At 64.3% G+C, this 21,865-nt stretch carries 19 protein-coding genes; 6 read left to right on the forward strand and 13 right to left on the reverse strand.

All coding sequences use genetic code 11. The features are described 5' to 3' along the window. Positions 1-57: 57 nt before the first annotated feature. The gene (locus tag CKW22_RS06410) at positions 58-918 is read right to left on the reverse strand and encodes a LysR family transcriptional regulator (RefSeq protein WP_095063972.1); all 861 of its coding nucleotides are present in this window, start codon (positions 916-918) and stop codon (positions 58-60) included. A 141-nt stretch (positions 919-1,059) separates the two neighbouring features. Between CKW22_RS06410 and CKW22_RS06415 the strand changes: the two genes are divergently transcribed. After that, positions 1,060-1,728, forward strand: a complete 669-nt coding sequence (locus tag CKW22_RS06415) for an FMN-dependent NADH-azoreductase (RefSeq protein ID WP_047582164.1) — start codon at positions 1,060-1,062, stop codon at positions 1,726-1,728. An 11-nt stretch (positions 1,729-1,739) separates the two neighbouring features. On the opposite strand, the gene CKW22_RS06420 is transcribed toward CKW22_RS06415, so the two are convergent. Further along, a complete protein-coding gene (locus CKW22_RS06420; protein ID WP_033702053.1) occupies positions 1,740-2,795 on the reverse strand; it encodes a phosphorylcholine phosphatase in 1,056 nt (351 codons plus the stop codon). 240 nt (positions 2,796-3,035) lie between these two features. Here CKW22_RS06420 and CKW22_RS06425 point away from each other — a divergent pair, with 240 nt between their 5' ends. Next, on the forward strand, positions 3,036-4,427 hold the full coding sequence (locus CKW22_RS06425) for an L-cystine transporter (protein WP_033702054.1): 1,392 nt from the start codon (positions 3,036-3,038) through the stop codon (positions 4,425-4,427). A 33-nt stretch (positions 4,428-4,460) separates the two neighbouring features. Here the strand turns inward: CKW22_RS06425 and CKW22_RS06430 are convergent, their stop codons facing one another. Further along, positions 4,461-4,979: a dihydrofolate reductase gene (locus CKW22_RS06430; protein ID WP_095063913.1), complete on the reverse strand. Its 519-nt coding sequence runs from the start codon at positions 4,977-4,979 to the stop codon at positions 4,461-4,463. Between the two features lie 54 nt (positions 4,980-5,033). Between CKW22_RS06430 and CKW22_RS06435 the strand changes: the two genes are divergently transcribed. Continuing rightward, on the forward strand, positions 5,034-6,425 hold the full coding sequence (locus tag CKW22_RS06435; RefSeq protein WP_033702056.1) for a DUF2868 domain-containing protein: 1,392 nt from the start codon (positions 5,034-5,036) through the stop codon (positions 6,423-6,425). After that, positions 6,418-7,782: a GTPase/DUF3482 domain-containing protein gene (locus CKW22_RS06440; RefSeq protein WP_033702057.1), complete on the forward strand. Its 1,365-nt coding sequence runs from the start codon at positions 6,418-6,420 to the stop codon at positions 7,780-7,782. Before CKW22_RS06435 ends, CKW22_RS06440 begins: the two co-directional genes overlap by 8 nt. Before the next feature lie 77 nt (positions 7,783-7,859). Here the strand turns inward: CKW22_RS06440 and CKW22_RS06445 are convergent, their stop codons facing one another. The 5 genes from CKW22_RS06445 to CKW22_RS06465 all read right to left on the reverse strand — a co-directional run bounded on the left by CKW22_RS06445 (position 7,860) and on the right by CKW22_RS06465 (position 14,898). After that, positions 7,860-8,885 carry a putative 2-aminoethylphosphonate ABC transporter substrate-binding protein gene (locus CKW22_RS06445; RefSeq protein WP_033702058.1) on the reverse strand — a complete coding sequence of 342 codons (1,026 nt, stop codon included), beginning with the start codon at positions 8,883-8,885 and terminating at the stop codon, positions 7,860-7,862. A gap of 18 nt (positions 8,886-8,903) precedes the next feature. Then, positions 8,904-10,628, reverse strand: coding sequence for a putative 2-aminoethylphosphonate ABC transporter permease subunit (locus CKW22_RS06450; RefSeq protein WP_095063914.1), 1,725 nt, complete (start codon positions 10,626-10,628; stop codon positions 8,904-8,906). A gap of 1 nt (position 10,629) precedes the next feature. Next, on the reverse strand, positions 10,630-11,688 hold the full coding sequence (locus CKW22_RS06455; protein ID WP_095063915.1) for a putative 2-aminoethylphosphonate ABC transporter ATP-binding protein: 1,059 nt from the start codon (positions 11,686-11,688) through the stop codon (positions 10,630-10,632). Positions 11,689-11,805: 117 nt separating this feature from the next. Beyond that, positions 11,806-12,675, reverse strand: a complete 870-nt coding sequence (locus tag CKW22_RS06460) for a LysR family transcriptional regulator (RefSeq protein WP_033702061.1) — start codon at positions 12,673-12,675, stop codon at positions 11,806-11,808. Positions 12,676-12,684: 9 nt separating this feature from the next. Beyond that, complete coding sequence (locus CKW22_RS06465) at positions 12,685-14,898, reverse strand: heavy metal translocating P-type ATPase (RefSeq protein WP_033702062.1); 2,214 nt, start codon at positions 14,896-14,898, stop codon at positions 12,685-12,687. A gap of 83 nt (positions 14,899-14,981) precedes the next feature. Here CKW22_RS06465 and cadR point away from each other — a divergent pair, with 83 nt between their 5' ends. Then, the gene (cadR, locus tag CKW22_RS06470; protein WP_047582153.1) at positions 14,982-15,425 is read left to right on the forward strand and encodes a cadmium resistance transcriptional regulator CadR; all 444 of its coding nucleotides are present in this window, start codon (positions 14,982-14,984) and stop codon (positions 15,423-15,425) included. Between the two features lie 39 nt (positions 15,426-15,464). On the opposite strand, the gene CKW22_RS06475 is transcribed toward cadR, so the two are convergent. The 3 genes from CKW22_RS06475 to CKW22_RS06485 are packed head-to-tail and all read right to left on the reverse strand — an operon-like array spanning position 15,465 to position 18,107. Continuing rightward, entirely contained in the window at positions 15,465-16,436 is a 972-nt protein-coding gene (locus CKW22_RS06475) for a thymidylate synthase (protein ID WP_033702064.1), read from the reverse strand. 49 nt (positions 16,437-16,485) lie between these two features. Then, the gene (gene lgt, locus CKW22_RS06480; protein WP_033702066.1) at positions 16,486-17,295 is read right to left on the reverse strand and encodes a prolipoprotein diacylglyceryl transferase; all 810 of its coding nucleotides are present in this window, start codon (positions 17,293-17,295) and stop codon (positions 16,486-16,488) included. Between the two features lie 29 nt (positions 17,296-17,324). Beyond that, positions 17,325-18,107, reverse strand: coding sequence for a sulfite exporter TauE/SafE family protein (locus tag CKW22_RS06485; RefSeq protein ID WP_047582150.1), 783 nt, complete (start codon positions 18,105-18,107; stop codon positions 17,325-17,327). A gap of 130 nt (positions 18,108-18,237) precedes the next feature. Here CKW22_RS06485 and CKW22_RS06490 point away from each other — a divergent pair, with 130 nt between their 5' ends. Next, a complete protein-coding gene (locus CKW22_RS06490) occupies positions 18,238-18,984 on the forward strand; it encodes an NRDE family protein (RefSeq protein WP_033702070.1) in 747 nt (248 codons plus the stop codon). Between the two features lie 42 nt (positions 18,985-19,026). On the opposite strand, the gene ptsP is transcribed toward CKW22_RS06490, so the two are convergent. Both ptsP and CKW22_RS06500 read right to left on the reverse strand, forming a co-directional pair. Continuing rightward, positions 19,027-21,306, reverse strand: a complete 2,280-nt coding sequence (gene ptsP, locus CKW22_RS06495; RefSeq protein WP_033702071.1) for a phosphoenolpyruvate--protein phosphotransferase — start codon at positions 21,304-21,306, stop codon at positions 19,027-19,029. Positions 21,307-21,328: 22 nt separating this feature from the next. Continuing rightward, positions 21,329-21,808: an RNA pyrophosphohydrolase gene (locus CKW22_RS06500; protein ID WP_003249017.1), complete on the reverse strand. Its 480-nt coding sequence runs from the start codon at positions 21,806-21,808 to the stop codon at positions 21,329-21,331. Positions 21,809-21,865 lie beyond the last annotated feature (57 nt).

A 21,865-nucleotide genomic window follows, 5' to 3' on the forward strand; every position in this document is an offset into this window, starting at 1 on the left:
TTTTTTATGCCTGAAGGATCAAAGGCCAGCGCCGAGCGACGAGAGCAACTACCTTGCTTACAAGTCTGCGCCGCCCCTGGCAACACATTGGCGCAACTGCGCCAGCAGCAGGGCAACCGAGCGTTTCGGTTTCGCCGCCGCTGTCAGCACAAACTGCGCATGGGGCAAGGGCGGCAGCGTTGGCACTTCCAGCAGCCCTGCGGCCAGGGCGGCCATGCGAGTGACCGGTGTTACCCCAAAACCGCCGCTCACGGCTGTCATCAAGCCTCCGGCACTTGGGCTCTGGCAGACGATACGCCATTGCCGCCCCGCGCGCGCCAGCGCCTCGATGGCAGCAGCCCGATAGGGGCACTGGTCAGAAAACACGGCCAAGGGAACAGCGGTGGACTCATCATCTGCAAGCAGCGCCAGCGGCCCTCTCGCCCAGACCAGCGGCTCGGACCACAACACCTCACCAGGCTCATCACCGTTGCAGCGGCTACCCAAGACAAAATCCAGCCCACCGGACTGCACCAGCGGGAGCAACTCCCCGGTCAGGCCGACTTTCAGCACAAGCTCAGTATCCGGGTGAGCGACCAAGAATCGGCGCAGGCAGTCGATCACCGGCGCCTTGACCATCTCCTCGCTCAAGCCCACAAGCACCGTGCCTGAAACCCGCCGCCCCACACCAAGGCTTGCACGGGCATCGTCATGCAGCGCCAGGATGGTGCGGGCATAGCCTGCCAACCGCGCACCTGCTGGCGTCAGGCTGACCGAGCGGGTGGTGCGCTCCAGCAATTTTTGCCCGGCTTCGCTCTCGAGCCGCCGAATGTGCGCGCTGATCGCCGATTGCGTCAGGTGCAGCCGTTCGGCAGCACGGGTAAAACCACCGCTGTCGGCAACGGCAAGCAGGCTACGCAGAAGGACAGTATCGAACACGGATTGATCACCTATCTCACTCAATGAACCGAGCATACGTCATTTCTATAATGGATCATCCTCAATCACACTTTTGCGCAGCCCGCCTGTGCACTCAAGCACCAGCGAACATGTCATCAACGCTGCCAAGGAGAAGCACCCGTGGTTGAACGTGTCTTGTATGTGTGCGCCTCACCGAGAGGAGAGCGCTCGGTTTCCGCTCAGATTGCCGAAGTCTTTCTGTCGGCGCTGGCAGAGCGCAAAGCCATAGAGGTTGACCGCCTGGACCCTTGGGAGTGCGCGCTGCCCGAGGTGGATGGCGACCTGCTTGCGGCCAAGTACGCAGGGCTTGCCGATGCCCCGCTTTCACCCGCGCAAACCGCTGCATGGGCCCAGATCACAGCGCTCGCCAAACGCTTCCATCGGGCGGATACGTTGCTGTTCAGCGTGCCGCTGTGGAATTTCGGCATACCGTACAAGCTCAAGCACCTGATTGACGCGATTTCGCACAAGGGCGTTCTGTTCACCTTCGACGAGCAAGGCTTGAACGGCATGCTGGGCGGGCGCCGGGCGGTGGCCATCTACACCCGCGGACTGGGGTATGGCCCCGACTCGCAAACGCCCGACCAGGCGTTTGGCCTGGAAAAACCCTTCCTCGATGCGTGGTTCCGCTTTGTCGGCATCAACCGGGTGCACAGCATCGTGGCCGAACAAACGCTAAGCCCTGCGGGCGCCAGCGTCCGTGCCAGCGCCCTCGTAGAAGTGAGCTTGCTGGCGCGCAACATCGATCAGGCACAGGCCCGCACCATCATCGTCGGCCGCAGCGGCTGAGGTGCGCCCCGTTACTGGATCTGCTCCGGCGTGACGATCACCCAGTTCTTGTCAGCCGTCACCGGCAGCCCTTCCTTGGCCTGGGCGGCTGCATGCTTGGCGATCATCCCGTTGAGTTGGTCCATGTACTTGGCCTTGCGGTTTATCCACAGGTGGATGCCCCCCTTGCCCACATCCACGCCGTGGAACTGCATGTAACCATCGCTGGTCGGCGTGTCGCCCCCGACCAATACTGGTTTCTTCCATTCATCGATGTAGGTGAGGATCGCCGCCTGCTTGCCTGCCATCCACGTTGCCGGTGTCCACAGGTACGGCGTCAGTTCGAGGCCTTCATTGGCCTTGGGGTCATAGTGGCCGGCGCCAATCTGCTTGCGCGCCGTGGTCAGCTGGCCGCTGGCGCGGTCTTTGAGCAGCAGGCTGACACCAATGACATTCTGCGGCTTCACGTTGTAGCCGTACTTCGGGTCGGACGCGACCATGCGTACCAGTTCTTCGGAGGCGGCAGAAATTACATACACCTCGATGCCATTCTCCATCAGCTTGTTGAACAGCTCGGCCTGGCCGGCGAAGACCTTGGGCGGCTGCACCTCGATGGCCTTGACCTGGTCACCTTCGAAGTAGGTGCTGGGCACGGGCTTGCCCGAGGCCATCAAGGCATCGACCTGGGCCTTCAGCTCTTTCAGGGTAAAGCCCGAGAACACCTGGGCCACCCACGGGTAGCAGACCATGTCGTCGATTTCGCACAGGCGGTAGTAGTAACTGAACAGGCTTTCCTTGTGCTCGGCCGTGTCCTTGAACGGGATCAACTTCAACGAAGGGTCGAGCTTGTCGCGAGTCAGCAGGCCCTGGTTCTCCATGAACGGCAGCAGCGCCTCTTCAAGGTCGTAGCGGTAGCTGGTGTTGTCCATGTCGAACACCGCGTAGTTACCTTTGTTGGCGTTGGCGGCGATCATGCTGTCGAGCTGTTTGCCGGCCTCGGCGGGCCAGTGCTTGAGTTCGGTGGCCCAGGCCTGGACACTGAACAGCAGGGAAAGACCGACGGCGAAGGCTTTCGGAGCAAGCTGCATGTACGAATCTCCTGAAATGACCAGGCAACGCTAGCCCAACATCCCGCACCCGCCAGCCCTGACAACGACGCCCAGGCAGCTTGAAACGTCGTGTTCATTGCTTTTTGCGACACGCCGTTATTCCATTAACGACTAAGCAAATTCCATTTGGGTATAAATTCGTTTGTTTTCAGGCTGTTAGCATTTCCGTTCGCAATCGCTCACAGAGGCGATGCCTCTTCTGTTCTTGTTGGAGCTTCAATGAACCTGCCGCTGTCACTCAACCTGCTGGCGTTCCTGGCCCTGTTGCTGGGCCTGGCACAAACCCGCCATACCCAATGGAGCCTGGCCAAGAAAGTCTTGCTGGGCCTGGTGCTGGGCGTGGTATTCGGTTTGGTCCTGCACACGATCTATGGCGCAGGCCACCCGGTACTGAAAGCCACCATCGCCTGGCTCGACCTGGTCGGCAACGGCTACGTCGGCCTGTTGCAGATGATCGTCATGCCGCTGATCTTCGCTTCGATCCTCAGCGCGGTGGCGCGCCTGCACAATGCCTCCTCGCTCGGGCGCATCAGCGTGCTGAGCATCGGTACCCTGCTGCTGACCACGGCCATCGCCGCGTTGATCGGCATCGTCCTGACCAACCTGTTCGGCCTCACTGCCGACGGCCTGGTGGCGGGCGTGCAGGAAAGCGCCCGGCTGCAAGCGATCCACAGTGACTACGCGGGCAAGGTCGCCGACCTCAATATCCCGCAGTTGCTGCTGTCGTTCATCCCCAGCAACCCAGTGGGCGACCTGGCGCGGGCCAAGCCGACTTCGATCATCAGCGTGGTGATCTTCGCCGTGTTCGTCGGCCTGGCCGCCCTGCAACTGATCAAGGACGATGCCGAAAAAGGCGAGCGCGCCCTGTCGGCCATCGACACCCTGCAGGCCTGGGTGATGCGCCTGGTACGCGTGGTGATGAAGCTTACCCCCTATGGCGTGCTGGCCTTGATGACCAAGGTGGTGGCCAGCTCCAACCTGGACGACATCCTCAAGTTGGGCAGCTTTGTGGTGGTGTCGTACATCGGCCTGGGGCTGATGTTCGTGGTGCATGCCATCATCCTGGCTGCGACCGGGGTAAGCCCGCTGCGCTTCTTCCGCAAAGTGTGGCCGGTGCTGACGTTCGCCTTCACCAGCCGCTCCAGCGCAGCCAGCATCCCACTGAATATCGAAGCACAGACCCGCCGCCTGGGCGTGCCGCAATCGATAGCCAGCTTCAGCGCCTCGTTCGGCACCACCATTGGCCAGAACGGTTGCGCTGGGCTGTACCCGGCGATGCTGGCGGTGATGGTTGCCCCGGCGGTTGGTATCGACACCTTTGACCCGCTGTGGATCGCGACCCTGGTCGCCATCGTCACCCTGAGCTCGGCCGGGGTTGCCGGGGTTGGCGGCGGTGCCACCTTCGCCGCGCTGATCGTGCTGCCGGCCATGGGCTTGCCGGTCGAGTTGGTGGCGCTGCTGATTTCGGTGGAGCCGCTGATCGATATGGGGCGAACGGCCCTGAACGTGAATGGTTCGATGACGGCTGGGGTGGTTACCAGCCAGCTGTTGAAAGAGACCGACAAAGGTGTGCTGGCCGATGATCAGCATGCAGAGTTGAGCCATAGCTGAGATGGCTAGGGGCTGCATCGCAGCCCCACACTCTCAAAGCCTTTCCCAAACGTCGAAATGGTAAGCCGGCCCAGCCCCTTCAGGCGCCTGCGGCTCACTCGATACCCGCCGCCACTGGTGCTCGTCGAACGCCGGGAACCAAGCATCGCCCTCAGGCGATAGCTCCACATGGGTCAGGTACATGCGGCTCACCAGCCCCTTCTCCAGCGCCTGCCCATACAGTTGCGCACCGCCAATCAGCATCAACTCATCGACGCCCTGCTCGCGCGCCCACTGGTCAGCCCGCACCAGCGCAGCTTCCAGTGACGCAAACACCTCGGCGCCAGGCAGTTGCAGCCCCGGCTGGCGGCTGACCACGATATTCAACCGCCCCGGCAATGGCCGGCCCAGCGAGTCCCAGGTCTTGCGCCCCATGATGATGGGCTTGCCCAGGGTCGTGGCCTTGAAGTACTTGAAGTCCCCCGGCAGGTGCCAGGGCATGGAATTGTCGATGCCGATCACGCGGTTCTCGGCGAGGGCCGCGATCAGGCTGAGAGGGAGTGTGCTAGTCATGCTGGCGAGGATAGCAAACCCGCCGTGGGTTATGCTTCTGCCCTGACCTGTGCAATGGAAGACCTTGTGACTGGACCGACGCCACTGGATAAACGCTGGCTCACCGAAGCGGTGCGCCTGCGCGAGGAACACGCCGGCCCCCTGGAAGACCAGGAGGCCAACCGCCGCGCCCGCCAAGTCGGCGGCGACCTGGCGGCCCGTATCGAGACCCGTGCGCTGTTCCTGGCCGAACGCGACGGCATGGCGACTGCCCTGCGGCACTGGAAACAGGGCGCACGCCTGGCACTGCTGGCCCTGCTGATCGTCGCTGCCTTCAGCGGCGCGGGCCTGGCCTTCGCGGCCCTGGGGGACGGCCAACGCCCGGTGAATGTGTTCTGGGCGCTGGGCAGCCTGCTTGGGCTGAACCTGCTGATGTTGCTGGGCTGGGCGATCGGCCTGGGCCTGAGCGGCGAACACGGCGCAGGCCTGGGCCGCCTGTGGCTGTGGCTGAGCGAACGCTTTGCCCGCGATGCCAAGGCCGCGCACCTTGCGCCGGCGCTGCTGGTGCTGCTGCAGCGCCAGCGGCTGAACCGCTGGCTGCTGGGCGTGCTGGTGCACGGCTTGTGGCTGCTGGCGATGAGCACAGCGCTGGGCATGCTCGTGGTCCTGCTGGCTACCCGGCGCTATGGCTTTGTCTGGGAAACCACCCTGCTCGCCGCCGAACCGTTCATCCATCTGACCCAGGCGCTCGGCGCCCTGCCTTCGCTGCTGGGCTTTGCGGTGCCGGACGAAACCCTGATCCGCGCCAGCGGCGACACGCTGCCGGCCCTGGACCTGGCGCGCCAGGCGTGGGCCAGCTGGCTGCTCGGCGTGGTGCTGGTGTATGGCCTGCTGCCGCGCCTGCTGTTGGCCGGGTTGTGCCTGTGGCGCTGGCGCCAGGGCCGCGCGCGCCTGGCGCTGGACCTCAGCCTGCCCGGCTACGCAGCCCTGCGCGAAAGCCTGATGCCCCGCAGCGAACGCATCGGTGTACAGGATGCCGCGCCCGAAACCTTGCCCCACTTCGCTGCCGGCCAACTGGAAAGCGGCAGCAGCGGTGCCCTGCTGGTCGGCCTGGAGCTGGACGACCAGCGCCCCTGGCCGCCCGCCCTGCCCAGGAACGTGACCGATGCCGGTGTGCTCGATAGCCGCGAGTCACGCAACAAGCTGCTCGAACAACTGAGCCGCTTTCCGCCTGCGCGCCTGGCCATCGCCTGCGACCCGCGCCGCTCCCCCGACCGCGGCAGCCTGGCGCTGCTCGCCGAACTGGCACGCAATGCCGGCGCCACCCGTATCTGGTTGCTGCAGGCGGCGCCAGGTCAAGCCCTGGATGCCGAGCGCCTGGGCGACTGGCACGAAGCCCTGGACCGTCTCGGCCTGCCCCACGCCGACACCTCGCCCCTGACCTGGCTGGAGCATGGCCATGACTGAGCCGCTGAAACTGGCCGTGGTCGGCCATACCAACGTTGGCAAGACCTCACTGCTGCGCACCTTGACCCGCGATGTGGGCTTTGGCGAGGTGTCTCACCGCCCCAGCACCACGCGCCATGTGGAAGGGGCGCGCCTGTCGGTGGACGGCGAGCCGTTGCTGGAGCTGTACGATACCCCCGGCCTGGAGGACGCCATTGCCCTGCTCGACTACCTTGAGCGGCTGGAGCGCCCGGGCGAGCGCCTGGACGGCCCGGCCCGTCTGGCGCGCTTCCTTCAGGGCAGCGAGGCGCGCCAGCGCTTCGAGCAGGAGGCCAAGGTGCTGCGCCAGTTGCTGGCCAGCAATGCTGGCCTGTATGTGATCGATGCCCGCGAACCGGTGCTGGCCAAGTACCGCGACGAGCTGGAAGTGCTGGCCAGCTGTGGCAAGCCCCTGCTGCCAGTGCTCAACTTCGTAGCCAGCAGCCAGCACCGCGAGCCCGAATGGCGTGAAGCCCTCGCCCGCCTTGGCTTGCACGCCTTGGTGCGGTTCGACAGCGTGGCGCCGCCGGAAGACGGCGAACGCCGCTTGTACGAAAGCCTGGCCTTGCTGCTGGAAGACGCTCGCCCTGCCCTGCAACGGCTGATCGACGACCAGCAGGCGCAACGCCAGGCCCGCCACCACAGCGGTAAACGCCTGATCGCCGAGCTGCTGCTCGATTGCGCCGCCTGCCGGCGCAGCGTGGTGGCCGAGCCTGCTGCCGAAGCCAAGGCCATCGAAGCGCTGCGCCAGGACGTGCGCCAGCGCGAGCAGCGCTGTGTCGAGGCGCTGCTCAAGCTGTACGCCTTCCGCCGTGAGGACGCCCATGCCAGCGATTTGCCGTTGCTGGACGGGCGCTGGGGCGATGACCTGTTCAACCCCGAGACCTTGAAGCTGCTGGGTGTGCGCCTGGGCAGTGGCGTTGCGGCGGGTGCTGCGGCGGGTGCCGGGGTCGACCTGCTGGTCGGCGGCCTCACCCTTGGCGCCGCCGCCCTGGCCGGGGCCATCGCCGGCGGAGCGCTACAGACGGCACGCAATTATGGGTCGCGGTTGATGGGCAAGCTCAAGGGCCAGCGCGAGCTGACCGTCGACGATACGGTGTTGCGGCTGTTGGCGCTGCGCCAGCAGCAGTTGATGGTGGCCCTGGACAATCGCGGGCATGCGGCGCAAGACAGCATTCGCCTGGGCGAACTGGATGAGAAGGCCTGGCGCGAGGGCAAGTTGCCTGAGGCCTTGATCAAGGCGCGGGCGCATCCGCAATGGTCGACGCTGAACCCAGGGGCACGGGTGAATCAGGCAGAACGGCAGGAGCAGTTGGAGGCGTTGGTTTTGCAGATTTGAGTGTTGTGAGTGGGCGGGAGGTGCATACCTTGAGGGGTGTAGCGCCTCAAGGCATGCACCTCCCAGCCCCTACGCCCTCACTGCTGCGCCACCTTCTCCGATTTGCCGTCATAGCGCTTGCGCCACTCGGCAAGAATCTCGTCGCGGTGCTTCGAAGCCCAGGCAAAGTCGTTCTTGATCAGACGCTGCTCGTAATCCGCTGGCAACTCGGTCTGCGGCTTGGCAATCCCCGGTGCAGCCAGCACCGCGAAGTTCTCCTTGTACAACTCCATCGCCGCGGGGCTGGCCGAGAAGTCAGCCAGCCGCCTGGCCGCATCGGCCTTTGGCGTGCCCTTGATCACTGCCGTCGCCTCGATCTCCCAGCCCAGCCCCTCTTTCGGCAGCACGATGTCCAGCGGCGCCCCCTGGCGCTTGAGCTGCACGGCCGGGTATTCGAACGAGATACCAATCGGGAACTCGCCCGCCGCCGCCAACTTGCACGGCTTGGAACCCGAATGAACGTACTGGCCGATGTTCTGGTGCAAGGCGTCCATATAGGCCCACCCCTGCGGCTCGCCAAAGGTCTGCAGCCAGGCACTGACATCCAGGAAGCCGGTACCGGACGAGGCCGGGTTAGGCATGACGATCTTGCCCTTGTATTCAGGCTTGGCCAGGTCCTGCCAGCTTACCGGCTTGCTCAGGCCCTGCTTTTCGGCCTCGATGGTGTTGAAGCAGATGGTCGCGGCCCAGACGTCCATGCCCACCCACGCCGGCGGGTTGGCGGCGTCGCGGTAGTTCGCCGAAATCTTGCCCAGGTCCTTGGGCGCATAGGCGTCGAGCATGCCGTTCTGGTCGAGGATGGCCAGGCTGGACGCCGCCAAGCCCCAGACCGCATCGGCCTGCGGGCGGTCTTTCTCGGCCAGCAGTTTGGCGGTGATGATGCCGGTGGAGTCGCGTACCCACTTGATCTCGATGTCTGGGTTGGCCTTTTCGAAGGCCTGCTTGTAGGTCTTGAGCTGCTCGGCTTCCAGCGCGGTATAGACCGTCAGCTGGGTCTCGGCGGCCGAAGCCTGCAGGCTGAACACGGCAGAAACGGCAGCGGCAAGTGCAAGGTGCTTGAACATGGTGGGGTTCCTTACAGGTCAGGCGGTCGCGGCGCGTTGGCGCCAGGCTTGGGAGCGGCGCAGCAGGCCGCGCGAGGCTGCGGCCAGCAGCAGTGAAGCGCTGGCACTGGTCAGCAGAATCAGGGTCGACATGGCGGCGGCACCGCCGACGTTGCCCGCGTCGTCCATGTTCAACACGGCGACGGCGGCAAGGATGGTGTCGGGGCTGTATAGGAAGATCGCCGCCGACACGGTGGTCATCGCCGAGACGAACAGGTAGCGAATGATGTCCAGCAGCGCCGGCAGGCAGATCGGCACCGTCACCCGCAGGAAGTGCCGGTACAAGGGCGCCTTGAGCGACAACGCGGCGGCCTCGAACTCGCCGTCGAGCTGGCGCAGGGCGGTGGTGGCGGTCATCTGCGCGGTGGTCAGATAATGGGCGATGGTGCAGATGACCAGCAGCCCCATGCTGCCGTACAGCACATGCAGCGGGTTGCCGCTGAGGTTGAAGAAGAACACGTAGCCCAGGCCCAGCACCAGGCCCGGCACTGCCATGGGGATGAAGCTGAGCAAGCGCAGCGCCTGGTTGAGCAGGCGTTGGCCCTGGGTCTTCTCCATCAGGTAGGCACCGCTGAAGATCACGACGCTGCCGATCAGCGCCGTGCCGATCGCCATGGTCACGCTGTTGCGGTAGGCCAGCCAGCCGCCACCGGCAGTGTCCTCGAACATGTAGTGCTTGAGCGACAGCGAGAGGTTATAGGGCCAGAACGTGACCAGCGACGAGTACACGGCCATGCCGATCACCAGCAACAGGGCCGCGCAGACCAGCACGACGATGGCCAGGAAGCAGGCATCGCGGCGGCGCGAGGGCTTGGGCTCGAACACTTGCGCACGTCCACTCATGGCCTCGCCCTGGCGTCGGCGCAACCAGGCATCGACGGCAAAACTCAACAGTGCCGGCAGCAGCAAGACCATGCCGATCAGTGCGCCGCGGCCAAACTGCTGCTGGCCCACGACAGCTTTGTAGGCTTCCAGGGCCAGCACCTGATAGTCGCCGCCGACCACGACCGGGACGCCGAAGTCAGTGATGGTCAAGGTGAACACCAGGCAGAAGGCCGCGAACACTGCCTGGCGTGTGGCAGGCCAGGTAATGCTGGAAAACGCCCGCCAAGGCCCGGCCCCCATGCTGGAAGCAGCGTCGAACAGGCGCGCATCGGCCAGTGACAGGGCTGACAGCAGAATCATCAGCGCATGCGGGAAGGTGTAGATGGCCTCGCCCAGCACGATCCCCCAGAAGCCGTAGATGTTGTCGCTCAGCAGCCCGCGCAGCAGGCCCTGGTTGCCGAACAGGTAGACCAGCGCAATGGCCGGCAGCATCGACGGCGCCAGCAGCGGCAGCAACGAGATACCCCGCCACAGGCCCTTGGCCGGGATCAGGGTGCGCTGCAAGGCGTAGGCGAACAGGTACGCCAGCGGTACCACGATGGCGGCAACGGTGAGTGCCACCGACAGGCTATTGCCGAGCAGCCAGTGGAAGCCCTCGCTGGTGAACAGTTCACGCGCTGCCGCCAGGCCGCCACCCTGGCCAGCCTCACCGCTGAAGCCGCGCCAGAAGATCGCCAGCAGCGGCATCAACACGGCCAGCACCAGCAACATCAGCAGCAACCACTTGCCACCGACGACGAACAATCGGTCACCGCGGGCGACGCCACGTTCGGACGCAGCCTTGGCCTGGGCCAGCGGCAGGGACATTGGCGCGGCCATCTCAGGCAAACACCTGCAGGCTCTGCGGTGGCAGCGCCACCCAGATGTCCTGCGAGCCCAGTCGCGGCATGGCCTCGGGGGCCAGTTCGGCCAGCAATGCATGGCCGGGCAGGTCTTTGAGTTCGAAGCTCATGCGGCAGCGGTTGCCGAGGAACGTGATCTCGCGGACCTTGGCCGCAAACAGGTTTTCTTCGTGCACCACCGGGTTGACGGTGATCGCCTCCGGCCGGCAGAACAGCCGGCCGCTGCTGGCTCGCGCCGAGCCGGGGGTCAGGCGCATGCGCATGCCACCGACCTGGGCCTGGTTGTCACTGCTGCGCTGAAACGGCAGCCAGTTACCCTGGCCCACGAACTCGGCCACAAAGGGCGTGGCAGGCTGGTCGTAGATTTCCTGCGGCGTGGCGTACTGCTCGACCTGGCCGTTGTTCATCACCGCGATGCGGTCGGCCATCAGCATGGCCTCGTCCTGGTTGTGGGTGACCATCAAAGTGGTGATACCCAACTGGCGTTGCAGTTGGCGCAGCTCGGTGCACAGGTGCTCGCGAACCCGCGCATCCAGCGCCGACATCGGCTCATCCAGCAGCAACAACGAAGGTGCCGGCGCCAGGGCACGCGCCAGGGCCACACGCTGCTGCTGGCCGCCAGAAAGCTGGCCGGGGTACTTTTTTTCGCTACCGGACAGGCCAACCAGCTGGAGCATTTCAACCACCCGCTGGCGCGCTTGCTCACGGCCACTGCTCATCAGGCCGTAGGCGATGTTGGCTTCGACGGTGAGGTTGGGAAACAGCGCGTAGGACTGGAACAGGATGCCGTAGTCGCGGGCTTGGGGTGGCAGCTCGGAGATGTCGCGCTCACCGATGTACAGCTCGCCGCGGTCCTGGCGTTCGAGGCCGGCGATGCAGCGCAACAACGTGGTCTTGCCGCAACCGGATGGGCCGAGCAGGCACACCAGCTCGCCCGCGGCGATGTCCAGGGAGACATCGTTAAGCGCCGTGAAGGCGCCGAAGCGCTTGTGGATATTGCGCACTTTCATTTGTGCGCCCGAGGTGGCGTTGTTCATGGCAGGGCCTCATCGAAGAGATGGGGCCATGCTAGGAAGCCTGTGCGACGGTTCTGTGGCGTTCAGGCAAAAGCTGGCGATAGTGGTATAGGCAGATTTTGTATCTGCATCACTGACCTAGAACTGTGAACCGGCCACTTCTTGTGCAACCCCCAGAAACGCTGCAGGCAAACGCGCCTGGCGCCGCTCCTTCAGGCAGTACAGGTATTCATGCATCAGCGGCGCCCCCTCCAGCACCAACACCCGTAATTCGGGGTTGTGCGGCACTTCATGTCGGGCGATCACACTGATGCCGATGTTGCGCAACACCGCCTCACGGATCGACTCGCGGCTGCCGATTTCCAGCAATGTTGCGGCCTTGACGCCCGCCTCCTGCAGCATCTGCTCGGTCAGCTTGCGCGTGGTCGAGCCCTGCTCGCGCATCAACAGGCAATGCCCGGCCACCACGTCGATGGACACCGCCTGGCGATGGGCCAACGGATGGTTACGGTGTACCGCCACCACCAGCGGGTCGGTGCCCAGCACGCGGCGCACCAGGCGTGCATCCTCCAGCAGTTGCGACGAGGCAGCGATATCGACCCGGTAGTCTTCGAGCATTTCCAGCACTTGCTGCGAGTTGCCGATCTCCACCGTCACATCCACCTGGGGCAGGCGCTCACGGAAGATCTTCACCAGGTCGAGAATGTAGTAAGGCGCAGTGGCCGCGATGCGCAGGCTGCCCTGGGCCTGGCCACTGTTGCGCAGTTCGAACTCGATGTCGGCCTCTTGCTGCAGCAGCGCCTTGACCATCGGCAGCAGGCGCACGCCCTCCTCGCTCAGCACCAGGCGCCGCCCGCCACGGTAGAACAGCTCCACCGCGTACTGGGCTTCGAGGTTGCGGATCTGCGTGGTCACCGTGGGCTGGCTGAGCCCGAGCTTCTTCGCCGCCAGGGTGATGCTGCCCAGGCGGGCCACCATGTAGAAGGCTTTGAGCTCGGAACTCTGCATGCACGTCCTCTATTTGCGCAAAAGGCGCAAGCCGTTGAACACCACCAGCAGGCTCACGCCCATGTCGGCAAACACTGCCATCCACAAGGTGGCCATGCCGGCAAAGGTGATCGCCAGGAAAATCGCCTTGATGCCCAGGGCCAGAATGATGTTCTGCCTGAGAATCGCCGCACTTTGGCGCGACAGCCTGACGAAGGCCGGGATTTTGCGCAAGTCGTCGTCCATCAACGCCACATCGGCCGTCTCGATGGCGGTGTCGGTACCAGCAGCGGCCATGGCAAAGCCGATTTCGGCACGGGCCAGGGCCGGCGCATCGTTGATACCGTCGCCGACCATGCCCACCCGATGGCCCTGGCTGTACAGCGCTTCGATGGTCTTGAGCTTGTCGTCCGGCAACAGGTTGCCTTCGGCGCGATCGATGCCGACCTGGGCGGCGATGGCCTCGGCGGTATGGGGATTATCACCGGTCAGCATGACCGTCTTGATACCCAGCTCATGCAGCTCGGCGATGGCCTGGCGACTGCTTTGCTTGACCGTGTCGGCCACGGCGAACAACGCCAGCGGGCCGCTGCGGTCGAGCAGCAAGACCACGGTCTTGCCCTGACGCTCCAGTGCATCCAGCTGCGCCTCCAGCGCCGGCGAGCACAGGCCCAGCTCCTCCACCAGGCGGTGATTACCCAGGTGGTAGACCTCGCCCTCGATCACCCCGCGCACACCACGCCCGGCCAGGGCGGCGAAATCGCCCACCTCGCTCAAGGCCAGCCCTTGTGCCTTGCCGAACTGGGCAATGGCACGCGACACCGGGTGGTCCGAACGCTCACCCAGGCTGGCAGCCAAGGCTTGGGCACGGCCTTCGAACAGAGGCTCCAGCACCTTGGCGTCGGTCTGCACCGGCTTGCCGTGGGTGAGGGTGCCCGTCTTGTCGAGGGCCAGGTAATCCAGCTTGCGCCCGCCCTCCAGATAAACCCCGCCTTTGATCAGGATGCCCTTGCGCGCCGCTGCGGCCAGGCCACTGACGATGGTAACCGGGGTAGAAATGACCAGTGCACACGGGCAGGCCACCACCAGCAGCACCAGCGCACGGTAGACCCAGTCGAACCAGGCGCCAGCCAGGAACAGCGGCGGGATCAGCGCCACGGCCAAGGCCAGGGCAAAGACCACCGGGGTGTAGATACGCGAGAACTGATCGACGAAGCGTTGGGTGGGCGCACGGGCGCCTTGGGCCTCCTCGACAGCCTTGATGATGCGCGCCAGCGTCGATTGCCCAGCGGCGGCAGTTACGCGGTACTCCAGGGCACCGGCCTGGTTGATGGTGCCGGCGAACAGCTTGTCACCCATGGCCTTTTCCACAGGCAGGCTTTCACCGGTGATCGGCGCCTGATCGACGCTGGATTGCCCGCTGGTGACTTCACCGTCCAGGCCGATGCGCTCACCTGGCCGTACCCGCACCTGGGCACCGATGGCCACCTCACGCACCTCCACTTCACGCCACTGGCCATCGGCCTGCTGAACCGTCGCCATGTCGGGGGTGAGTTGCATCAGGCCGCTGATGGCATTGCGGGCCCGGTCCAGGGAGCGCGCCTCGATCAACTCGGCGACCGTGAACAGCACCATCACCATGGCCGCTTCCGGCCACTGGCCGATCAACACCGCGCCGGTCACGGCAATGCTCATCAAGGCGTTGATGTTGAGGTTGCGGTTTTTCAGGGCGATCCAGCCCTTCTTGTAGGTGCCCAGGCCGCAACCCAGGATTGCCGCCAAGGCCAGCGCGGCCACCAGCCACTCAGGCGCCAGCCCGGTGAAATGCACCACTTCCGCGGCAATGGCGGCAACAGCGGACAACCCCAGCGGCCACCAGCGGGTCTTGCTTGGCGAGGCGCTGGCGGCCGTTGCCGCGTCCCCTTCAATGAGGGGTTCGGCCTTCATGCCCAGGCTGTCGATGGCCCGTTCGATCTCGGCGGTGCCGCCCAGCGTGTGACGCACGCCAAGTACGCGGTTGATCAGGTTGAATTCCAACTGCTCGATGCCCGCCAGCTTGCCCAGCTTGTCCTGGATCAGCGTTTGCTCGGTGGGGCAGTCCATGGCCTCGATACGGAAGCGGCTGAGCTGTGCGTCGCCGCTGGCTTTTTCGCTCAACTGCACCAACGCCGGGGCGGCGGCGCTACCGCAGCAGCTGTGGGCGTGGTGGTCATGCTTGTGGTGGGGGCTGGCAGGCTGGTTCATTGGGTCATCCTTAAAGTGAGCCTGTTGCCAAGTGAACACCCTGTAGCCACTATAGGGTCAAGCCATCCGCTGGAGATTTCGCGATGAAGATTGGAGAACTGGCAAAAGCCACCGATTGTGCCGTGGAAACCATCCGCTATTACGAGCGTGAGCAGCTGTTGCCAGAGCCGGCGCGCACCGACGGCAATTACCGGCTCTACACCCAAGCCCACGTCGAGCGGCTGACCTTTATCCGCAACTGCCGCACCCTGGACATGACCCTGGACGAGATCCGCAGCCTGCTACGCCTGCGCGACAGCCCCGAAGGGTCGTGCGGCAGCGTCAATGCGTTGATCGATGAGCATATCGCCCATGTGCAGGCGCGGATCGATGGGTTGGTGGCGTTGCAGGAGCAGTTGGTGGAACTGCGGCAGCGGTGCAATGCGCAAGGAGATGAATGCGCGATCTTGCAGCAACTGGAGGTGAACGGGGCGGTATCGGTGCCGGAAGGTGAGCATTCGCATGTGGGACGAAGCCACGGGCATTGAGCATGCTGGGGGTGCTTTGCCCCCCAGCAATTGCGAAGGTTAAACCGCCATCGGCGCCGTCATCGGCGCATGGTGCTCATACCCTTCCAGGCTGAAATCACTCGGCTCGATCTGCTCCAGCCACTGCGGCTCATACTTGCCGGTCTCGGCAAACGCTGGCACGCGGTCGCTGATCACCAGCTTCGGCGCTTGCAGCGGCTCGCGTTTGAGCTGTTCGTTGAGCATGTCCAGGTGGTTCTCATACACATGGGCATCGCCAATGAAATACGTGAACCAGCGCGGCGTGTAGCCGGTCAGGCGGCCGAACAGCGACAGCAAAGCCGCGCCCTCGGTGAGGTTGAACGGCGTGCCCAGGCCCAGGTCGTTGGAGCGAATGTACAGGGTCAGGGAAATTTCCCGAGTCTCGGCATTCGGGTGGAACTGGTACAGCAGGTGGCACGGCGGCAGGGCCATTTCATCCAGCTGGGCGCAGTTCCAGCCGTGGAACAGGATGCGCCGGCTGCCCGGGTCGTTGGCGATGGTGTCCAGGCACTGGCGCACCTGGTCGATGGCCTTGTACAGGATGACAAAGGCCTGGCCGTCTTCCTCGTCCTGGGCAATCTTGCGGAACCCCTGCTTTTCAGCCATTTCGATGGCCGCCGGGTTGCTCAGCGGTACACGCTTGTAGCCCGGCCACTGGCGCCACTGAACGCCGTAGATCTCACCCAGGTCGTCATGCCCCTGGCGGAACGGGTTGGCCAGCCACTGGGCGTTTTCGTTGGCGTTCTGGTCCCAGACCTTGCAGCCCAGGTCGCGGAATTCACCGGCGTTCTTCACGCCACGCAGAAAACCGACCATCTCGCCGATGGCCGACTTGAACGCCAGCTTGCGCGTGGTGATGGCCGGAAAGCCCTTCTGCAGGTCGAAGCGCAGCATGGCGCCCGGCAGGCTGATGGTGCGGATGCCGGTGCGGTTTTCCTGCAGGGTGCCGTTTTCGATGACGTCACGGACCAGGTCAAGATACTGTTTCATGGCTTACCTGTAGCAAGAACGGCAGGGGGATCGCCCCTGCCGTCGGGAATCAGATGGCGGGTGTCGCCGTGGGTTTGCGATTATAAGCCCACCAGATCAATCCGAGGCCGGCCAGAATCATCGGGATGCAGAGTATCTGACCCATGGTCAGCCAGCCCCAGGCGATGTAGCCCAGCTGGGCATCGGGTACCCGGACGAATTCGACGATGAAGCGGAAGATGCCGTAGAACAGCGCGAACATCCCGGAGACCGCCATGGTTGGCCGCGGCTTGCGCGAATACAGCCAGAGAATCAGGAACAGCGCCACGCCTTCCAGGGCGAACTGGTACAGCTGCGACGGGTGGCGTGGCAGTTGCTCAGGGTCGCTGAACGGCGGGAACACCATTGCCCACGGCACGTCGGTGGCCTTGCCCCACAGCTCGGCATTGATGAAGTTGCCGATACGCCCGGCGCCCAGGCCGATCGGTACCATCGGCGCGACGAAGTCCATCAGCTCGAAGAAGGTCTTGTTGTTGCGCTTGCCGAACCACAACGCCGCCAGCATCACGCCGATGAAGCCGCCATGGAACGACATGCCGCCCTTCCACACCTCGAAAATCAGCGTCGGGTTGGCCAGGTAGGCGTGCAGGTCATAGAACAGCACGTAGCCCAGGCGACCGCCGACGATCACCCCCATCGACAACCAGAACACCAGGTCGGACAGCTTTTCACGGGACCAGGTGGGGTCGAAGCGGTTCAGCCGACGCGAGGCGAGCAGCCAGGCGCCGCCAATACCGACCAGGTACATCAGGCCGTACCAGTGGATTTTCAGTGGCCCGAGGGCCACGGCCACGGGGTCTATCTGCGGGTAAGGCAGCATGGATATTCCTCTAGTTTCAAATCAGCGAGCTAAATCAAAAAGCTGAGGCCGACGCAGAACAGCAACGCGGCGAACAGACGCTTGAGCAGGCGTGGCGACAGCTTGTGCGCCAGGCGCGCGCCGAAGCGGGCGAAAAACATGCTGGTCACGGCGATGCCGAGCAGCGCTGGCAGGTACACGTAACCCAGGCTGTGCGCCGGCAGGTGCTGTTCGTGCCAGCCCAGCCACATGAAGCTCAGGGCACTGGCCAGGGCAATCGGCAGGCCACAGGCCGAGGACGTTGCCACCGCCTGCTGCATGGGCAGGCTGCGCCAGGTCAGGAACGGCACGGTCAACGAGCCGCCACCGATACCGAAGATCGCCGAAGCCCAGCCAATCACCCCGCCTGCTGCGGTCAGCGCGGGCTTGCCAGGGATGCCGCGGCTGGCCTTGGGCTTGAGGTCCAGGGCCATTTGCGCGGCGATGATCAGGGCGAACACACCGATGATCTTCTGCAGCAGCGGGCCCTGGATCAAGGATGCGGTCTTGGCGCCGACGCCGGCGCCGAGCAGGATGCCCACGGTCATCCAGGCGAAGATCGGCCATTGCACCGCTCCACGGCGATGGTGCTCGAGCACCGCATTGATCGAGGTGAAAATGATGGTTGCCAACGAAGTGCCGACTGCCAGGTGGGTCAATACCGAAGGGTCGAAGCCCTGCAAGGTGAAGCTGAACACCAGTACCGGCACGATGATGATGCCACCGCCCACGCCGAACAGCCCGGCCAGCACGCCAGCGCATGCGCCTAACAGCAGATAGAGTACGAACTCCATTCGTTGCCCCTGAGCAAATCAATCCGGCATGGTAACGGAAGCCGGGCTCGAGGCTCTAGTGAACTTCGTGACAGGATGGATCAGCACCGCCGCAGTGGGTACAGTGGCACAAAACACAGAGGCCCAACCGATGTGCCTAATCGTATTCGCCTGGCGGCCGGGGCATGCCCTGCCGCTGATCGTGGCGGCCAACCGCGACGAGTTCTATGCCCGCCCCACGCAGGCCCTGGCGGCCTGGGAGGATGCGCCTGGGGTGTATGCCGGACGTGACCTGGAGGCCGGCGGCACGTGGCTCGGCGTGGGGCCGCAGGGGCGCTTCGCTGCGCTGACCAACATTCGCGACCCTGGGCAGGCGCTTGGCGTGCGTTCCCGTGGGGAGCTGGTGGCGGCGTTTCTGCAGGGTGAGCTTGGCGTTGAAGCGTATCTGGACCAGGTGGCCAGCCGCAGCAGCCAGTATTCGGGGTTCAACCTGCTGGTGGGCGATGGTACGCAGCTGGGGTATCTGCACGCTCGAGACGCGGCGCCGCGTTTGCTGGAGGCTGGGGTGTACGGGCTTTCCAATGCCGGGCTGGATACGCCGTGGCCCAAGCTGGTCAAGGCGCGCGACGGCCTGGAACGGTTGCTGGGCTCAGCTGACCCGCAGCGTTTGCTGGCGTTGCTGGCCGATGGCGAGACGGCGCCTGAGGCTGAGCTGCCGGAGACTGGCGTGGGGGTAGCGACCGAGAAGCTGCTGTCGAGTGTGTTTATTGCCAGCCAGAATTATGGAACGCGGGCCAGTACGGTGCTGATCGTGGATGATCAGGGTGAAAGGCGGCTTATTGAACGCAGTTTCGGGCCGTTTGGGGGGCATTTGGGGGAAGTTGAGGTAATGGTCTGATAGAAGTGTTTCGGCAGTACCGGCCCCTTCGCGGGGCAGGTATCAAAGGGTCTTGTTGGCACCAGGCCCGATCATCCGCGCCAGCCCAAGGTTCTTCAACGCCAGCTGCAACGAGCTGTGGATAACCTGCGGGTTGTCATGGCTCATGGCATCGGTCAGCAGTTCCTTGGCCTTGCTCATGTTGATCTGGCGCAGCATCCACTTCACCTTGGGCAGGTTGGTGGCGTTCATCGATAGGCTGTCGAAGCCCATGGCCATCAACAGTACCGCCGCCGCCGGGTCACCGGCCATCTCACCGCAGATGCTCACCGGCTTGCCCTCGCCGTGGGCATCGCGCACCACGGTATTGAGCGCCTGCAGCACCGCCGGGTGCAGGTAGTCGTACAGGTCGGCGACCCGTGGGTTGTTACGGTCGACTGCCAGCAGGTATTGGGTCAGGTCGTTGGAACCGACCGACAGGAAGTCGACCTGCCGCGCCAGCTCCTTGGTCTGGTACACCGCCGCGGGGATTTCGACCATCACCCCAACCGGCGGCATCGGCACATCGGTGCCTTCGTCACGCACCTCGCCCCAGGCGCGGTGAATCAGGTGCAGGGCTTCTTCCAGCTCATGGATGCCGGAAATCATCGGCAGCAGGATACGCAGGTTGTTCAGGCCTTCGCTGGCCTTGAGCATCGCGCGGGTCTGGACCAGGAAGATTTCCGGGTGGTCGAGGGTGACGCGGATGCCGCGCCAACCCAGGAAGGGGTTTTCTTCCTTGATCGGGAAGTAGGACAGCGCCTTGTCCCCGCCGATATCCAGGGTACGCATGGTCACCGGCAGCGGGTGAAAGGCCGCCAGTTGCTCACGGTAGATCGCCAGCTGCTCTTTCTCGCTGGGGAAGCGCTGATTAATCATGAACGGCACTTCGGTGCGGTACAGGCCTACCCCTTCGGCGCCGCGCTGCTGGGCACGTGCGACGTCGGCCAGCAGGCCGGTGTTGACCCACAGCGGCATACGGTGGCCGTCGGGGGTGATGCAAGGCAGCTCACGCAGTGCATCCAGGCCCTGCGCCAGCTGGCGCTCCTCCTCGACCACTTCGCTGTACTGCTTGCGCAGCACGTCGCTGGGGTTGGTGAACACCTCACCCTTGTAACCGTCGACGATCAGCTCGATGCCGTCGACCTTCGAATACGGCAGGTCGACCAGGCCCATCACCGTGGGGATACCCATGGCCCGGGCCAGGATAGCGACGTGGGAGTTGCCCGAGCCCAGTACCGAAACCAGGCCGACCAGCTTGCCTTCAGGCACTTCGCCGAGCATCGCCGGGGTCAGTTCTTCGCTGACCAGGATGGTGTTGTCGGCGTACACCAGCGACTGCGAGCGTGCCTCCTGCAGGTAGGCCAGCAGTCGGCGGCCAAGGTCCTTGACGTCCGAAGCCCGCTCACGCAGGTAGTCGTCGTCCATCAGTTCGAAGCGGTTGACGTGTTCGCCGACCACCTGGCGCAACGCGCCCTGGGCCCACTGGCCGGTCTTGATGACCTCGGTCACTTCGCCACCCAGGGCGGCGTCCTCGAGCATCATCAGGTACACGTCGAACAAGGCGCGCTCTTCGGGGCGCAGCTGGGTGGCCAGCTTTGCCGACAGCTTGCGCATGTCGGCGCGCACGCCTTCAAGGGCGTTCTGGAACAGCTTGAGTTCAGCGTCGATGTCTTCGACGGTCTTGTCTGGCACCACTTCGAGGTCGGCCGGCGGCAGCATCACCACCGCACGCCCCACGGCAGCGCCTGGCGAGCCCGGCACACCGACGAAGCGAGCTTCCTGGATGCCCTTGCCCTGGCGGCCCAGGCCACGAATCGAGCCAGTCGCCTCGGCATGGGCGATAACCCCGGCGAGCTGGGCGCTCATGGTGACCAGGAAGGCTTCTTCGCCCTCATCGAACTGGCGGCGCTCCTTCTGCTGGATGACCAATACCCCAACCACACGACGGTGGTGAATGATCGGCGCACCCAGGAAGGAGGCGAATTTTTCTTCACCGGTTTCGGCAAAGTAGCGATAACGCGGGTGATCGGCGGCGTTTTCCAGGTTCAGCGGCTCTTCCCGGGTACCGACCAGGCCGACCAGGCCCTCGTTGGGGGCCATGCTGACCTTGCCGATCGAACGCTTGTTCAGGCCCTCGGAGGCCATCAGCACGAAGCGGTTGGTTTCCGGGTCGAGCAGATAGACCGAGCAGACCTGGCTGCCCATGGCCTCCTTGACGCGCAAGACAATGATCCCCAACGCCGTCTTGAGATCTTTGGCGGAGTTCACTTCCTGGACGATCTTGCGCAGCGTATTGAGCATGGCTCGGGGTCGAACTCCGTCGTCAGTCGCGCGTCAGCAGACGCGGTGCTAGCTCTTTCAGGGCGCGACGGTAGACCTCGCGCTTGAATGTCACAACCTGGCCCAGCGGGTACCAATAGCTGACCCAGCGCCAGCCGTCGAACTCCGGCTTGCCCGTCAGGTCCATCCGTACCCTTTGTTCATTGCTGACCAGACGCAGCAGAAACCACTTCTGTTTCTGGCCGATGCACAGCGGCTGGCTGTGCGTACGCACCAGACGCTGGGGTAAACGATAACGCAACCAGCCGCGGGTGCAGGCAAGAATTTCCACATCATCGCGTTCAAGGCCAACTTCTTCGTTCAGCTCGCGGTACAGGGCATCTTCCGGCGTCTCGTCAGGGTTGATACCACCCTGGGGGAATTGCCAGGCATCCTGGTTGATCCGTCGAGCCCATAGCACCTGCCCGGCATCATTCGTGAGAATGATCCCGACATTGGGGCGAAAACCATCCGGGTCGATCACGGCAGCAACCTCGCAAACGCATGTCACCGCATTGTTCCACAAAGCCTGCGAGCGCAG

The sequence above is a fragment of the Pseudomonas sp. Irchel s3f19 genome, assembly GCF_900187555.1.
In the GTDB taxonomy this organism is placed as follows: Bacteria; Pseudomonadota; Gammaproteobacteria; order Pseudomonadales; family Pseudomonadaceae; genus Aquipseudomonas; species Aquipseudomonas capeferrum.